The 14041-nt window shown below is 68.8% G+C and carries 15 protein-coding genes and 1 tRNA gene; 10 read left to right on the plus strand and 6 right to left on the minus strand.

Annotated elements, in window-relative coordinates; translation table 11 throughout:
- The first annotated feature begins 36 nt into the window (after nt 1-36).
- Genes SACMADRAFT_RS01835 through SACMADRAFT_RS01845 form a run of 3 tightly spaced genes read left to right on the plus strand, consistent with a single transcriptional unit; the run spans nt 37 to nt 3268 of the window.
- Nucleotides 37-768 (plus strand): cytidylyltransferase domain-containing protein, encoded by a 732-nt coding sequence (locus tag SACMADRAFT_RS01835; RefSeq protein ID WP_009152074.1) that lies wholly within the window; start codon nt 37-39, stop codon nt 766-768.
- Nucleotides 765-1748, plus strand: coding sequence for a spore coat protein (locus SACMADRAFT_RS01840; protein ID WP_009152075.1), 984 nt, complete (start codon nt 765-767; stop codon nt 1746-1748). The genes SACMADRAFT_RS01835 and SACMADRAFT_RS01840 overlap by 4 nt, the downstream gene beginning before the upstream one ends.
- A complete protein-coding gene (locus tag SACMADRAFT_RS01845; protein ID WP_009152076.1) occupies nt 1745-3268 on the plus strand; it encodes a DUF2339 domain-containing protein in 1524 nt (507 codons plus the stop codon). The genes SACMADRAFT_RS01840 and SACMADRAFT_RS01845 overlap by 4 nt, the downstream gene beginning before the upstream one ends.
- A 28-nt stretch (nt 3269-3296) precedes the next feature.
- On the opposite strand, the gene SACMADRAFT_RS01850 is transcribed toward SACMADRAFT_RS01845, so the two are convergent.
- On the minus strand, nt 3297-3884 hold the full coding sequence (locus SACMADRAFT_RS01850; protein ID WP_009152077.1) for a bacterial proteasome activator family protein: 588 nt from the start codon (nt 3882-3884) through the stop codon (nt 3297-3299).
- Nucleotides 3885-4066: 182 nt separating this feature from the next.
- On the opposite strand from SACMADRAFT_RS01850, the gene SACMADRAFT_RS01855 reads away from it, so the two are divergent.
- Nucleotides 4067-5266 (plus strand): cysteine desulfurase-like protein, encoded by a 1200-nt coding sequence (locus SACMADRAFT_RS01855; protein WP_009152078.1) that lies wholly within the window; start codon nt 4067-4069, stop codon nt 5264-5266.
- A gap of 7 nt (nt 5267-5273) precedes the next feature.
- On the opposite strand, the gene SACMADRAFT_RS01860 is transcribed toward SACMADRAFT_RS01855, so the two are convergent.
- Nucleotides 5274-6245, minus strand: a complete 972-nt coding sequence (locus SACMADRAFT_RS01860) for an NAD(P)H-quinone oxidoreductase (protein ID WP_009152079.1) — start codon at nt 6243-6245, stop codon at nt 5274-5276.
- A gap of 120 nt (nt 6246-6365) precedes the next feature.
- Here SACMADRAFT_RS01860 and SACMADRAFT_RS01865 point away from each other — a divergent pair, with 120 nt between their 5' ends.
- Entirely contained in the window at nt 6366-7895 is a 1530-nt protein-coding gene (locus SACMADRAFT_RS01865) for a M28 family metallopeptidase (RefSeq protein ID WP_009152080.1), read from the plus strand.
- 60 nt (nt 7896-7955) lie between these two features.
- Here the strand turns inward: SACMADRAFT_RS01865 and ypfJ are convergent, their stop codons facing one another.
- A complete protein-coding gene (gene ypfJ / locus SACMADRAFT_RS01870) occupies nt 7956-8852 on the minus strand; it encodes a KPN_02809 family neutral zinc metallopeptidase (protein ID WP_009152081.1) in 897 nt (298 codons plus the stop codon).
- A gap of 516 nt (nt 8853-9368) precedes the next feature.
- Here ypfJ and SACMADRAFT_RS01875 point away from each other — a divergent pair.
- Nucleotides 9369-9845 carry a MarR family winged helix-turn-helix transcriptional regulator gene (locus SACMADRAFT_RS01875; protein WP_009152082.1) on the plus strand — a complete coding sequence of 159 codons (477 nt, stop codon included), beginning with the start codon at nt 9369-9371 and terminating at the stop codon, nt 9843-9845.
- A 20-nt stretch (nt 9846-9865) separates the two neighbouring features.
- Nucleotides 9866-9950 (plus strand) — tRNA-Ser (locus tag SACMADRAFT_RS01880).
- An 88-nt stretch (nt 9951-10038) separates the two neighbouring features.
- Here SACMADRAFT_RS01880 and SACMADRAFT_RS01885 read toward each other — a convergent pair.
- Nucleotides 10039-10662, minus strand: a complete 624-nt coding sequence (locus SACMADRAFT_RS01885) for an ImmA/IrrE family metallo-endopeptidase (RefSeq protein ID WP_009152083.1) — start codon at nt 10660-10662, stop codon at nt 10039-10041.
- A 1-nt stretch (nt 10663) separates the two neighbouring features.
- Nucleotides 10664-11035 carry a helix-turn-helix domain-containing protein gene (locus tag SACMADRAFT_RS01890; RefSeq protein ID WP_009152084.1) on the minus strand — a complete coding sequence of 124 codons (372 nt, stop codon included), beginning with the start codon at nt 11033-11035 and terminating at the stop codon, nt 10664-10666.
- A 179-nt stretch (nt 11036-11214) separates the two neighbouring features.
- Here SACMADRAFT_RS01890 and SACMADRAFT_RS01895 point away from each other — a divergent pair, with 179 nt between their 5' ends.
- Nucleotides 11215-11424, plus strand: a complete 210-nt coding sequence (locus SACMADRAFT_RS01895; protein WP_232285651.1) for a DUF2188 domain-containing protein — start codon at nt 11215-11217, stop codon at nt 11422-11424.
- Nucleotides 11425-11429: 5 nt separating this feature from the next.
- A complete protein-coding gene (locus SACMADRAFT_RS01900; protein ID WP_040925507.1) occupies nt 11430-12602 on the plus strand; it encodes a glycoside hydrolase family 3 N-terminal domain-containing protein in 1173 nt (390 codons plus the stop codon).
- A 19-nt stretch (nt 12603-12621) separates the two neighbouring features.
- Here SACMADRAFT_RS01900 and SACMADRAFT_RS01905 read toward each other — a convergent pair whose 3' ends face one another.
- Nucleotides 12622-13032, minus strand: a complete 411-nt coding sequence (locus SACMADRAFT_RS01905) for an SsgA family sporulation/cell division regulator (protein ID WP_009152087.1) — start codon at nt 13030-13032, stop codon at nt 12622-12624.
- A gap of 353 nt (nt 13033-13385) precedes the next feature.
- On the opposite strand from SACMADRAFT_RS01905, the gene SACMADRAFT_RS01910 reads away from it, so the two are divergent.
- Nucleotides 13386-14033, plus strand: coding sequence for a hypothetical protein (locus SACMADRAFT_RS01910; RefSeq protein ID WP_009152088.1), 648 nt, complete (start codon nt 13386-13388; stop codon nt 14031-14033).
- Nucleotides 14034-14041 lie beyond the last annotated feature (8 nt).

The following is a 14041-nucleotide window of genomic DNA, read 5'->3' on the forward strand; positions in this document are numbered from 1 at the left end:
CGTTTCATCGATGTTGACACCGGCCATGATGTCACCATGCGCGGCAGCCCCACCGTGAACGTCGTCATTCAGGCGAGAAGCTCCTCCACCCGGCTGCCCGGCAAGGTGCTGCGTCGCCTCGGTGACCGCAGTGTCCTCGGCTGGGTGGTGCGGGCCGCCCGAGCGGCCGAAGGCGTGGCCGCTGTCGTGGTGGCCACCTCGCAGGACCCGGAGGACGACGCGGTCGCCGAAGAGGCACGGCGGCACGGTGCCCGCGTGGTGCGCGGGCCGCTCGACGATGTGCTCGCCAGGTTCCTGCTGGCCTGCGACCGGTACCCGGCCGACGCGGTCGTGCGCCTCACCGCCGACTGCCCGCTGCTCGACCCCGCATTGCTGACCCAGCTCGTCGCACTGTGGCGGTCGCAGCCTGACCTGGATTACGTGAGCACCACCCTGGTCCGCACGTTGCCGAGGGGGTTCGACGCCGAACTGGTGCGGGTGCCGGTGCTGCGGGACCAGGCGCGGCAGCCGTCCGGCCCGCACCGCGAGCATGTCACCTGCGGTGTGTACGCCGACCCGCAGCGCTACGCCTGCGCCGGCCTTGTCGTGGCGCCAGGCGCCGACGACCTGCGGGTCACGCTGGACACCGAGGAGGACTGGGCGTTGCTGGAGGCACTGGTAGCGGAGTTGGGCGGGCGTCCAGCGGGCTGGCGTGCGGTCGTGAGCGTGTTGCGCGAGCGAACCGACCTGGCCGCCCTCAACGCGAACGTGCGGCAGAAGGCGGTGTGAGCCCGGGAATGAGGCTGCTGCTGCGGGCCGACGCATCGCCGTCCGTAGGTGCCGGGCACCTGGCGAGGATGGTCGCGCTCGCCGAGGAGGCCGACTCGCGAGGCTGGCAGGTGGCGTTCTCCGGGCGGATCGAGGGCGCGGGCTGGTTACGCTCGCGCCTCGAGGAACTGGCGGCGACGTGGCTGGCGCCGCAGCCCGCGCTTGCCGAGAGCAGCGGATTCGACGCGGTCGTCGTCGATCACTACGGCCTTGGTGAGGTGTCCGATCGGGTGAACTACGGTGGTGCCCTGCTGGTTTCCTTCGAGGACGGCGCGTTCGGAAGGCGGCGTGCCGACATCGTCGTGGACTGCGGGTTCGAACCGACGCCACGACCGGACGACGGATCACCGACGGTGCTCACCGGGGTGGAATACGCGCCGCTGCGAAGGGCGGTGCTCGAAGCGAGGAGGCGCCGGGTGGCAGTCGAGGCGCGATCGGGCACGACCCACGTGCTCGTGGTGCTCGGCGGTGGGTCAGCGCCTGCCGACACCGTCACGACGCTGCTGCGCGCGCTGCGCGACACCGGCTTCCCGTGCACCGTGGACGCGGTGGTCGCGGGTGAACCCGCAGTGCCCGCGGTGGCGCGGGGGCAGCGATTCCGCGCCGTGGCACCCGGTCCCGACCTGCCCGATCGGCTCGCGGGGACCGATCTCGCCGTGAGCGCCGCAGGCGTCACGCTGCTGGAACTGTGCTGCATCGGCGTGCCCTCCGCGCTGGTGCGGCTTGTGGACAACCAGGCGGTGGGCTATCGCGCGGCCGTCGAACGCGGCCTGGCGGCAGGCCTCGGCTCCGCCGAGGACCTCACGGGTGCGCGTGACGTGCTTGCGCGGCTGCTCGCCGACCGGGGCGCCCGTGAGTCGATGGCAGCGGCCGCCGCGGCCGCGGTCGACGGCAAGGGAGCGGCCAGGGTGCTGGACGCGGTCGCGGGAGCGATGCGGTGACCGGCGGCAGGGTTCGCCTCGCAGCCGTGGTGGCCGCGCTCGGGGTCGTTTTCGCCTTCGGTACCTGGGCGGCGTGGGACTTCGTCATCGACGACGCCTTCATCACCTTCCGCTACAGCGCCAATCTCGCGGACGGCCACGGCCCGGTGTGGAACGTCGGGCAGGACCCGGTCGAGGGCTTCACCAACTTCGGCTGGATGCTGTGGCTCTCGGCGTACGCGGCGATGGGCCTCGACCTCGTGGTCGTGGCGAAGCTGACCTCGGTGTTGCTGGGTATCGGCGTGCTGCTGATGCTGTTGCACCACGCTCGCCGCTCGAGCGGGCTGGTGGCCGCGGTCGTGGCGGGCGCGTGCTTCGCGGTGTTCCTGCCGACCTACTTCCACCTCGGGTCGGGTCTGGAGACCATGGCGTTCGCGGCCGTGGTGCTGCGTGCCACGATCGTCGGCCTCGACGTGCTGGCAGGGCGTGAGGTGCGGCCGTGGGAACCGCCGCTGCTGTTGCTGGTGGCCGGTTTGCTGCGGCCGGAAGGCGTGCTTGCCGTGCTGCCCGCGTTCGCGGTGTGGCTGTGGCAGCGACGTCGAAGCCGGGAGGCGCTGCTTTGGACATCGCTGGCAGCCGCCGTGGGGTTGGCATACTTCGGCTGGCGGTGGTCCTTCTACGGTCAGCTGCTGCCCAACACCTTCTACATCAAGTTCGGGAACCTGGACTCCGGTTCGCGGTGGCTGGAACTTACCGCCGCGATGCTCGGTCCGCTGGCGTTGCTGACCGCAGTGCTGCTGTGGCGGCGGCCGACCAGAGCGGCGGGCGCACTGCTACTCGGCGTCGTCGCCGCGACGTATGCGACCTACGCGGTCTCGGGGCCGACGATGGACTACGTCCACCGGTTCGCCTTCCACGCCTTCCCCGTGCTGTGCCTCGGTGCGGGGCTGGCCGTGGGATCGCTCGGCCGTCGCTGGGCGTACCCGGTGGCGGGCGTCGGCATCGTGGTGTGGACCGCGCTGGCCGGGGTGGTCCCGAGGGACCTGCCGACCATCGTCAACTACGGCGAGGACCTGCGCCGCGCCCACGTGGCGATCGGCCAGGGGCTGGCGCGCGCCGACGTACCGCGGGCCGAGCGTACGCTCGCCGTGAGCGACGCCGGTGCCATCCCGTACTACAGCGGGTGGGATTCCATCGACTACATCGGGCTCAACGACGAGGCGATCGCGCGCGGCGGCGACCGCACCTCCATCGTGCGCCGGGCGCACCCCACGGTGATCGTGGTGACCTCGACCTCACCGGTGCTGCCCGACACCGCCTACGGTCTGCGGGTCAGCGAGGCCACCACCGGATACCTGCACGTCGCGCAACTCAAGATGCGTGACGGCTACTGGCAGAACGTTTTCGTGGTGCCGCAGTGGGCAACCCAGGTCGCCTCGGCGGTGTCGCACAGCGGCGAGGAGGCGATGCGTGGCCACGACCCCGGCCGTTACGACAAGACTCTCGGCCGGTGGTTCGACCGGCTGCGCGGCCGGACCTGACAGGCCCGGCCCCGCAGTCGGTCCCGGATCACAGGTACTGGCCGGTGTTGCCGATGCCGTGTCCGTGCTGATCGCCCGCTCCGCCCGGGCCGGGCACACCGGCACCCGGGGGAAGGCCGCGGCGCATGTGTTCCAACTGCACCCGGGCAGCCATCTGCTGGGCGAACAGCGCCGTCTGGATTCCGTGGAACAACCCCTCCAGCCAGCCGACGAGTTGTGCCTGCGCGATCCGCAACTCTGCGTCGGAGGGAATGCTGTCGGCGGTGAACGGCGCGACCAGCCGTTCCAACTCGTCCTGCAACTCCGGCGCGAGCGCCTCCTCGAGTTCCTTCATCGAGGTCGAGTGGATCTCACGTAGCCTGCTGCGGCTCGCGTCGTCGAGCGGGGCAGCGCGCACTTCCTCGAGCAACTGCTTGATCATCGTGCCGATGCGCATGACCTTGGCGGGCTCTTCCACCATGTCGCCGACCGACTCGGTCTTGTCTGTTTCCCCGCCGGGGCCGATCCGTGCCGCTCCCACCGGCGAACCGTCAGGACCGACGACAACCACGTGTTGTGACTGGTCGGCATCAGTTCCTTCGTTCGGTTTCGGATTGGGAGAATTCGGCTGGGTCATATGCTCCATCCTGGCCTACGTCGGGACGTCACCGCGATCGTCACCGGGGACGATGTAGCGGTCTTCGAGACGGTCGCGTTGACGCCTGATTCGAACCCAGGGTAGCCGGAATCCATGTCCGACTTGTTCACCAGGCCAACCCCGGACGCACAGCGAAACTACCCCTCCGTACGGTGTCCTGCATGGCGTTCGACGTCGCTCGGATACGTGGGTTGTTTCCTGCATTGGGTGACGGCTGGATTCATTTCGACGGCGCGGCCGGAATGCTGGTGCCCGAACAGGTCGCCTCCGCGGTTTCGACGGCGATGCGGGCACCGGTTTCCGGGCCCGGTGGAGCGTTCCCGGCCTCGCAGCGCGCCGAAAGCATCGTGGCCGCCGCCCGCCGTGCCGTGGCCGACCTCGTCGGCGGCGAGCCGGATGCCGTCGTACTCGGCCCCAGCGCGTCGGTGCTGCTCGGCAGGCTGGTCGATGTGCTTTCCGGCAGCTGGACGCTCGGCGACGAGGTCGTGGTCTCCCGGCTCGACGAGCAGGCGAACATCGCACCGTGGGTGCGGTCGGCGAAGCGGGTCGGCGCGGGTGTTCGCTGGGGTGAGATCGACATAGAGACGTGCGAGCTGCCTGCCTGGCAGTACGAGAGCCTTGTCGGCCCGAGAACCAAGGCGGTGTCCGTCACCTACGCCTCCGGTTCGGTGGGGACGAGGCCGGACGTGCCGACGGTGGTGGAGATCGCCAAGCGGGTCGGCGCCACAGTCGTCGTCGACGCGACGTACGCGGCGCCGTTCCTGCCGCTGGACCTCAACGCGATCGGTGCCGACGCACTCGTGGTGTCCGCGCAGGCCTGGGGTGGGCCTGCGGTCGGCGCGCTGGTATTCCGTGACCAGCAACTGCTGGAAAGCCTGCCGTCGGTCTCGCTCGACCCGAACGCGAGGGGTGCGGCGCGGCTGGAACTGGGTCCGCACGCGTATCCGCTGCTGGCGGGCCTGGTCGCCTCGATCGACTACCTCGCAGGCCTCGACGACGCCGCCACCGGATCCCGCAGGGAACGCCTGCTCACCTCGCTGGGCTCGGCGAAGTCCTACCATGCCGGGCTGCTGGCTCAGTTGTCCACCGAGTTGCGCTCGATGCGGCACGTCATGGTGATCGGGGACGCGATGCGCCGGATTCCCGCGCTCGCCTTCACCGTCGCCGACCGGAAGGCAGCCGAGGTCGCCGAGTATCTCGGTGAGCAGGGCCTGTGTGTCTTCGCCGACGAGGGGACCAGCGGGGTGTTCGCCTCACTCGGCGTCGGCGAGGTCGGCGGCGCGTTGCGGATCGGGCTGGCGCACTACTCGAACGTCTTCGAGATCAACCAGCTGGTTCGGGTGCTCGAAGACCTGGGCTGATCGCCGCTCACCTGGTCAGCAGGATCTTGCCGAAGATCCCGCCTTCCTCCAGCGCGCGGTGGGCGTCCGCGGCGCGCTCGAGCGGGAACGCCTGCCCGATCACCGGCCGCACGGTGCCCAACTCCACCATGGGCCACAGGTGCTCGCGCACGGCGGCCACGATCTCGCCCTTCTCCTCGACCGGCCTGGCCCGCAGCGTGGTGGCCGCGATGCTGGCCCGCTTGGCGATCAGCTTGCCCAGGTTGAGTTCGGCCTTGGTGCCGCCCTGCATGCCGATCACGACGAGCCTGCCACCTGTGGCGAGCGCGTCGATGTTGCGGCCGAGGTACTTGGCGCCCATGTTGTCGAGGATGACGTCGGCGCCGCCGGTTTCCCGCTTCACTTCCTCGACGAAGTCCTGCTCGCGGTAGTTGATCGTGATGTCGGCGCCGAGTTGGCCGCAGCGCTCGAGCCGGTCCGGGGAACCCGCCGTGACGGCGACGGTCGCGCCGAGCGCCTTGCCGACCTGGATCGCGTGCGTACCGATGCCGCCCGCACCTCCGTGGACGAGCAGCACCTCGCCCTCGGAAAGCCCCGCGTGCATCACGACGTTCGACCACACTGTGCACGCCACTTCGGGAAGTGCCGCGGCGGCCACCAGCTCCACCTCACCCGGGACGGGCAGGAGTTGCACCGCGGGCACCGCGACCCGTTGCGCGTAACCTCCCCCCGCCAGCAGCGCGCACACCTCGTCGCCGACCTTCCAGCCGGACACGCCCTCGCCGATCTCGGCGATCGTTCCCGAACACTCGAGGCCGATGATTTCGCTGGCGCCCGGTGGTGGTGGGTAGTGGCCCTGCCGCTGGAGCAGGTCGGCTCTGTTGACGGCGCTCGCCGCGACGTCGATGACCACCTCACCCGCACCCGGCACGGGGTCGGGGACCTGCGTCCATTCCAGGTTCTGCGGGCCGCCGGGCTCGCGCACCATGATCGCGTGCATAACGCAGACTGTATGTCACTCCGCAACAGCTCGCCCATGCGCGTTCCCTACGAACGGACCTTGACCTTTCCCACAAAAAGATCAAAAGTGACGCTCACCCGTCACGAAGGGGAAGTGTCTATGTCATCACTCACGGCGAAACTGAGACCAGCCGTCGCGGTCGCGGCGTGCGCGAGCCTGGCTCTCGTCGGCGCCGGAACGGCGGTCGCGAAACCCGCGGCCGACCCGAACCTGCCGGACAAGCTCGTCAGGCAGGTCGAGGTCGGTAAGGTCAACCGGCATCTGATCGCCATGCAGCGGATCGCCGACAGCAGCGGCGGCAGCAGGGCGGCGAGCACCGAGGGGCATGCCAGGTCGGCCGAGTACATCGCCACCAAACTCGAAGCGGCAGGGTACGACGTGACCCGCCAGGAGTTTCCGTTCACCTACACCGAGACGCTCGCCGAGCGGCTCGAGTCCGGGGGCACCGAATTCGGGATCATCGTCATGAGCTACAGCCCTTCGACGCCGGAGGGTGGGATCACCGCGCCGCTCGCCGTGATCCAGCCGGACGACACACCTGGCTGCGAGGTGTCGGACTACGGCGACGTCACGGGCAGGATCGCGCTGATCAAGCGCGGCGCGTGCACCTTCGCGCAGAAGCAGGCGTCAGCGGCCGACGCGGGTGCCGTCGGGGCCGTCATCTACAACAACGTCGAGGGCGATCTCAACGGCACGCTCGGTGATCCCGATGCCGGGCGTATCCCCACCGGGGGCGTCACGCTGGCAGCGGGGCAGGAGCTCGCCGCCAAGGACGGCGCCGAGGTGACGCTGGAGCTGAGGGCGCTGCTGGAGGAGCGCACCAGCTACAACGTCATCGCGCAGACCAAGACCGGGCGCGACGACAACGTCGTGATGGCGGGCGCACACCTGGACAGCGTCACCGAGGGTCCCGGCATCAACGACAACGGCAGCGGTTCGGCCGCACTGCTGGAGACGGCACTGCAGCTCGGCGGCGAGCCGAGGGTCAACAACGCCGTGCGATTCGCGTGGTGGAGTGCGGAGGAGTTCGGCCTGGTGGGCTCGACCCACTACGTCAACTCGCTTTCGTTCGAGCAGCAGCTCGACATCGCGCTGTACCTCAACTTCGACATGATCGGTTCGCCGAACGCGGGATACTTCGTCTACGATGGCGATGACTCCGACGGTGAGGGCGCGGGCGCGGGCCCGTACGGCTCGGCGAAGATCGAGCAGGCATTCGTCGGCTACCTCGAGGGAGCGGGCGTCCCGACACAGGGGACCGACTTCTCCGGGCGTTCCGACTACGGCGAGTTCATCGCGGTGGGCATTCCTTCGGGCGGGCTGTTCACCGGCGCCGAAGGGGTCAAGACGGACGAGCAGGCCCAACTGTGGGGCGGTGAGGCCGGTGTCGCTTACGACCCGTGCTACCACCAGACCTGCGACAACCTGGGCAACGTCGACCGGGTGGCGCTGGACCGCAACGCCGACGCGATGGCCTGGGTGACGGCGACCTACGCCCTCAGCACCGAGGACGTCAACGGCGTCACCGCGACGGCGGCGAAGGACAGGAAGAAGGTCGCGGCGCAGCGCGCGAACGCGCAGACCATGCGGGCCGCGGCGGCCGACCACGGTCACGCCGAGTCCGCCTGACGCGTACTCGGTGGTCGCGGGTGGCGCTTGCCACCCACGACCACCGGGGCACGCGGGCCTTCAGCCGAGATCGGGGGCGCCGAAGGTGTCGCAACGGGTCGGATCCGCGGTGTTGAGACCGGTGGTGAACCAGTACTCCCGTTGGGCCGAGGTGCCGTGCGTGAACCGTGATTCGTCCACAGCCCCGCCGAACTCCCGCTGGATGAAGTCGTCGCCGATGCGGCCCGCGGTGTCGAGCGCGGCCGCGATGTCGTTGGTGATCTCGGTCAGCAGCGGCCGCCCGTTCTCGGTGAGCGTTGTGGTGGCGTTGCGCGCCCACACGCCCGCGTAGCAGTCGGCCTGCAGTTCCAGCCGCACACTGTCCGACGTGACTCCGGTGCCTTCCCGGACGCGTGTCGAGATTCCGAGCAGGTTCTGCACGTGGTGGCCGTACTCGTGGGCGAGCACGTAGGCCTCGGAGAACAGGCCGCCCCGCGCTCCGAAGCGTTCCCGTAGGTCGGTGAAGAACCCCAGGTCGAGATACACCCCGGCGTCGGTGGGGCAGTAGAACGGCCCGACGTCGGAGCCTGCACTGCCGCACGCGGTGTCGATCCCGCCGCTGAAGAACGTGGTGACGGATTCGTGGTAGGTGAGTCCGGTGCGGGCCAGTTCGCCTGCCCAGTAGTCCTGGATCGAGTTCACGATCGCCACGACGGCGCACTCGTGGTCGGTGTTGGCGTCGGCGCCGGTGCGGCACTGCCTTGCCAGCGAGTCGCTGTCGACCTGCTGACCCGGCTCGACGGTACCGAGGGTCGGCGTGTCCACAGGCACGCCACCGAACTGGGCGAGTACGAAGTAGATGAGCAGCCCGACGATCCCGAGACCGCCTCCGCCGACCGCGACCCGCCCACCTACGCCGCCACCGCGCAGATCGCGGACCTCTGAGACGTCCAGTTCGGCGTCCTCGTTGAATCTCACGAGCGATGACAATATGCCAATACGAAACCTGGGTGCGGTGTGCCCGAAGGCATCCGCACCCAGGATTACCGAGGTTGTCCATTTGTCTGAGCGGTCGACCGTTTACCGGGTCGGCGAGGGCACTGCGGCGCGTGCCAGAACATCGCGCCGAAACAGGCCCGATCGACGCCGTCTTGTGCGAGAAGACGCGTAGAACATCCCGGACTGCTCACGATCACGGCCGAGGCGTTACAGGCTGTCCCGACCGTGGGAACACAGTCCCCGCTGCTCCTCGACAGCGGGACGGTCAACCGCGCGTGTCACCATTCGTCACCGCATCACCTGACCCTTTCCCGGCGGAGCACCGAACCGGTACTGGGCTGGAGTCCTCGACTTGTTCGGTGACTCCGTCCGATGCCTCCAGGGTGCTCCGTTTGCAGTCAGCTCGCAACCAAATCGCAACCCACCATTCGGTGAGTTGCGGTATTGGCCACTCGGTGCGGGAACCCGGGTGCCGTGGCTCTACTCTCCGTTGCCATGACCGAGGTTTCGCGCCGGACGCGCTGGCTGACCGATACCGAAATGCTGGCGTGGCGTTCCTACATCGTGTCGACGCTGAAACTGCGGCAGCGGCTGCACCGCGAACTCACCGATCAGCACGACGTCTCGCTCACCGACTACGAGGTGCTGGTCTGCCTTTCCCAGGCCGAGGAAGGCAGCATGCGGATGACCGAACTCGCGCAGCTGCTGGGCTCCACGAAGAGCAGGCTGTCGCACCAGGTCGCACGCATGGAGGAAGCAGGCTACCTGCGCAGGGGCAAGGACCTTCGGGATCGAAGGGGCGTTACGGCGGAGTTGACACAGCAGGGCGAGCGGTTGCTGGAACGCTCGGCGCCGACCCACGTCGAAGGCGTGCGCGAACATTTCGTCGACCTGCTGACCACCGAGGAGCAGTTGCTGGTGGGGGAGGTGTTCTCGCGGGTGCTCGCACACCTGACAGAGCTCGAGGACTGAGACGTTACGCTGAGCGCAAGGGAAGCGTGGCAGAGCGGCCGAATGCACTCGCCTTGAAAGCGAGCGACGGGCAACCGTCCGGGGGTTCAAATCCCTCCGCTTCCGCGCCTGTGACCAGGGAAGAAGCCGGGGCGGCCGATACGTGCCGTCCCGGCTTCGGTCTGGGTCGCAGTCTGCGTAGCGGTTTTGGAGTTCAGGCGGTCGGGGTACCGGTTCGACCCGGCTCGCCGACCGTCGCGTTCACCGTGGGGCGTGGCCATTTCTGCCTCGTGCGGCACGCGATGCGGCGTGCGGCCGTCGCGTTCATCCGCCAGCGCGCCATGCGTTCGCTGACCCGGAAGTACCTGGCCACCGTTGCGTCGGTCCAGCCGCGAAACGCCGCCCTGCGTGCGGCGGAGCAGGGTATGAGCAGCTCGCCCGACAGCTCGGCCGCTTCCTGCTCCAACTCGGCGGGCGAGGACACACAACGGTTCTCAGCGCTGAGCAGCACGCCGAAGTCGTGCTCGAGAAGCACGTGGGCCATCTCGTGCGCGATGGTCGAGCGGCGTCGCTTCCACTCGTGGACGTGGTTCTCGACTATCACCTTGCCGCGCCCCACGGCGAGCAACGCGGCCGAGAACGCGTCGGCGCGCGGGCCGGTGAAATGCCGCACCGCCGGTTCGGGCAGCCATGGGTGGCTAAGCTCGAAGACCTCGATGCCGTACAGCTCGGCCAGCGCGTACGGGTCCATCGGAGCGAACGCATCGATGCCCATCTCCTCACGCACTTCGAGCGCAAGTCGCTTCGCCGTCGCCTTGAATCCGCGCCGCAGGTACACGCTAGCTCTCCCGCCGATCGGCCTTGATCCTTCGCATGGTGGCCCCGAAGATCTCCAGCAGGTACTCCCTGTCCGCCTCGGTGAGGTCCTCCTGGGCACGCAGCAGCAGTGCGAGTTTGGTTTCCAGTGCGGGTCCGCGTTCCCTGGGTGGCCGCGGGCCCGGCCACACCATGAAGTCCTCTGCGGGCGAACCCAGCCACTGCACCAGGGCGATGAACCCGTCGAGGTCGGGCCTGTGCCCGTTTCCCATGCGGCTGAGTAGGGACGGACTCACCCCTGCCTCTTCGGCGAGCTGCCGCCACGACAGCCCCCGAGCCCTTCGTTGGGCGTCGAGCGCGTCGTGCAGCCCGCGCGCGTCCATCCGGCCTTCCATGTCACTGCCCTTTCGTCTCCTTCGTTTCACTATCACAGGGGTGTGTCATTCCTGCCAGCTGTGCCAATGATGACCTACCGTTGCAGCAAAGCAATACAGGCGAAGCGGAGGGGGCGGCATTGGCTCGCAAGCGGTTTCTGGTTCGGTTCCAGGTGTCGGCGGACTCGTTGACTTGGCTGGTGGTCCGCGACGGCGATGTCCTGGAGAGGTATTGCCGAAAGCGCGACGCGATCGGCAGGGCGGCCCGGCTGGCACGGGCCGACCCACCCGCCGCTCTCGTGGTCGAGCGGATGGACGGAACGGTCCAGGCAAGCCGAAGATACGGCCCCGGCTCTTCGGAGGAACCCGGTCCGCGGGGCGCGGACCGCGAGCCGGGAAGTACGGTGTGAGCACGATGAAGCGTTTGTTGCCGACGATCGTGGTGGCTGCCCTGCTGAGTGCCTGCGGCGGGTCCGGCGAGCAGGCAGGGGATGAACCAGCGCGGGAAGTGCCGACTCCGCCGGTCTCCGCGAGTTCCGTGCCCTCCACTCCGCCCTCCACGACACCGCCGACCACCACCCGGCCCGAGGGACCCAACTGCGAACCCGTGGTCGCGGACATGTCGACAAGGCAGCGGCTGGCGCAGTTGCTCGTCGTGGGAGTCGATCCGGCCGACCCGGCCGCGGCGGTCGCGCTGGTGGACCAGGAGCAGATCGGCGGAATCTTCATCGGCGGCAACGCCACGCAACTGCTCACCGGTGACGCGCTCGCGCGGGTGCAGCAGGCGGCACGCTTGCCCGTCTCCGTAGCCGTGGATGACGAAGGCGGCCGCGTGCAGCGGATCGACGAACTCTCCGGCTCCATTCCCAGCGCGCGGGAGATGGCGCGGACCATGACACCGGAGCAGGTTCGCGCCCTCGCCCTCGAGCGCGGCCGGGCGTTGCAGACCCACGGCGTCACCGTCAACTACGCGCCCGACGTCGATCTCACCGACGGACCGTCGGACGGCGTGATCGGTGACCGCTCGTTCAGCGCTGACCCGGCCGTGGCCAGGAAGTACGCCGTCGCCTTCGCGCAGGGCATGAGCGAGGCAGGCGTCCAGCCCGTGGTGAAGCACTTCCCGGGTCACGGCCGAGCCGACGGTGACTCGCATGCTTCGCTGGTCCGGACACCGCCGCTGGCCGATCTGCGCGGCAACGACCTGTTGCCGTACGAGCGGATCGGTGAGTACGGCGAGGGAACCGGCGTGATGGTCGGGCACCTGGACGTTCCGGGACTCACCGGCGGTGAGCCTGCCTCGCTTTCCCCGGCGACCTACGAACTGCTGCGTGGTGAGTTCGGGTTCCAGGGGCCCGCGCTCACCGACGATCTCGGCGCCATGAAGGCGATCTCCGACAGGTATCCGTTGCCGGAGGCGGTGCTTCGGGCGCTGCAGGCAGGTGCTGACCAGCCCCTGTGGTCCTCGGGTGGCCAGGTTGACGTGGTGCTCGACAGGCTGGAGCAGGCCACCTCGAGCGGTGAGTTGCCGCAAACGCGGGTGAGGGAGGCGCTGGACAGGGTGTTGCTTGCGAAGGGCGCCTGCGGCTGAGCAAGCCGCGCCCGCCGCGTCAGGGCCTGGCCGTCGTCAGGTCGGCTATCAGACCGTCGAGGTCCAGGTGGTCGCTCTCCACGCCGAGCCCCACCAGTTCCACGGTCCGCCCGATGAACCGCAGCACGTCCACCCGGCTCAGTTCCACCACCGCGTACCCGTCGGGTGATTCCAGTTCGAGCACGAGGAGGTCGCGGTTTCCCGACAGATCAGGGCGAATCCGAACGTCTCCGATGCCGGCGACCTCGGAGAGCCCTGCGATGAGAAGATCGCGGGCGAATTCCCATTCGACCCACTCCCCGGGCTCAACGCGAAAGGCCAGGGCGATGGTGAACGGCTCGCTCGCCGAATAGGACAGCCGGGAAAGCAGGGGTGTATCGCAGCCGTCGAGGTAGGCGAACTGGCTCTGGTGCACGGTGTCGTTGTCCACGGCACACTCCCGTCGAAGTCCCCTGCCGCCCGCGAGACGCGTGCGGTCCTTCCGTAGAAGAAGACGTCCACCCGGCTTCGAGGTGATACGCCATTCGGGCGAATCCTGTCTGTTCAACAGAGGGTAGATCGGGCGGGGTCGAACCGGCCGGTAATCGTCCGGGCGTGTACGAAACCTGGGACTGAAGGTGTTTGCCACAAGCAACTTGCGAAATGCGTTCACTCAATCGAGTCGTGTTCGGCCGCAAGCGGGCCTGATCTAGTGACAGGGCACAAAGGGGGCGGTAAACAGCCATCAGATGCCTTGGCCGAGCCAGGAAAACGCTTGGGGACCGTATCCAATGGAGGGACCTGATGGCGCCCAACGTTCCGCGTTGCACGCCGACCGACGCTGACCTGCTCGATCGCACCGGCATCATCACCGCCAGTCTGCCCGCTCAGCGACAGGTCGAGACCGCACTCGACGACCACCCCGAATGCGTCGCGCCGCACGGTGTGCACCGCTCCCGGTTCGCGGGCGTGACCGTGGCGTTCCTGATGTTGATCGTGGCCGTCAGCGCCGTCGTGGACCGTGGTATTCCGGCACCGTCCGGGGTCGCCGTGGGGGAGCAGCGCCAACCGACCGTCGTCTCCGTGCCCGCTACCACGCCGCCGCGAGCACCCTCGACGACAAGGTCCGAACCTCGGCGGCCGGAACCGACCACGAAGCCGCCGCCGCAGGCCCCACCGCCGAAGCAGGAGACGACCGAGCCCCCCGCGCAGCCGGTGGTGGTCACTCCGGAACCCGTCACCCCGACCTGGCCGGAGCTGCGGAGGCCCGAGCCGGACGTGCGGCCCGACACCGATTTCGCGGAGCGGGTTCGTGACCTCATCGGGCCCGCGCTCGATCGCTACGAACACGAGCGGTTCGGCTATCTGACCCAGGCCGACCCGCGCACCTACGGCGATCTGCTCACCTATTCGCAGCGGTGGCGGGAACTGTTCTCGACTCGGGACTGGTGACCCGGCTA

It is taken from the genome of Saccharomonospora marina XMU15, from assembly GCF_000244955.1.
Taxonomy (GTDB): Bacteria; Actinomycetota; Actinomycetes; order Mycobacteriales; family Pseudonocardiaceae; genus Saccharomonospora_A; species Saccharomonospora_A marina.

Coding starts and splice junctions, on each gene's coding strand:
- SACMADRAFT_RS01850 (WP_009152077.1), bottom strand. CDS start 3,884: ATGACCCAGCCGAATTCTCCCAATCCGAAACCGAACGAAGGAACTGAT.
- SACMADRAFT_RS01860 (WP_009152079.1), bottom strand. CDS start 6,245: ATGCACGCGATCATGGTGCGCGAGCCCGGCGGCCCGCAGAACCTGGAA.
- SACMADRAFT_RS01865 (WP_009152080.1), top strand. CDS start 6,366: ATGTCATCACTCACGGCGAAACTGAGACCAGCCGTCGCGGTCGCGGCG.
- SACMADRAFT_RS01835 (WP_009152074.1), top strand. CDS start 37: ATGCGCGGCAGCCCCACCGTGAACGTCGTCATTCAGGCGAGAAGCTCC.
- SACMADRAFT_RS01875 (WP_009152082.1), top strand. CDS start 9,369: ATGACCGAGGTTTCGCGCCGGACGCGCTGGCTGACCGATACCGAAATG.
- SACMADRAFT_RS01855 (WP_009152078.1), top strand. CDS start 4,067: ATGGCGTTCGACGTCGCTCGGATACGTGGGTTGTTTCCTGCATTGGGT.
- SACMADRAFT_RS01910 (WP_009152088.1), top strand. CDS start 13,386: ATGGCGCCCAACGTTCCGCGTTGCACGCCGACCGACGCTGACCTGCTC.
- SACMADRAFT_RS01890 (WP_009152084.1), bottom strand. CDS start 11,035: ATGGAAGGCCGGATGGACGCGCGCGGGCTGCACGACGCGCTCGACGCC.
- SACMADRAFT_RS01900 (WP_040925507.1), top strand. CDS start 11,430: ATGAAGCGTTTGTTGCCGACGATCGTGGTGGCTGCCCTGCTGAGTGCC.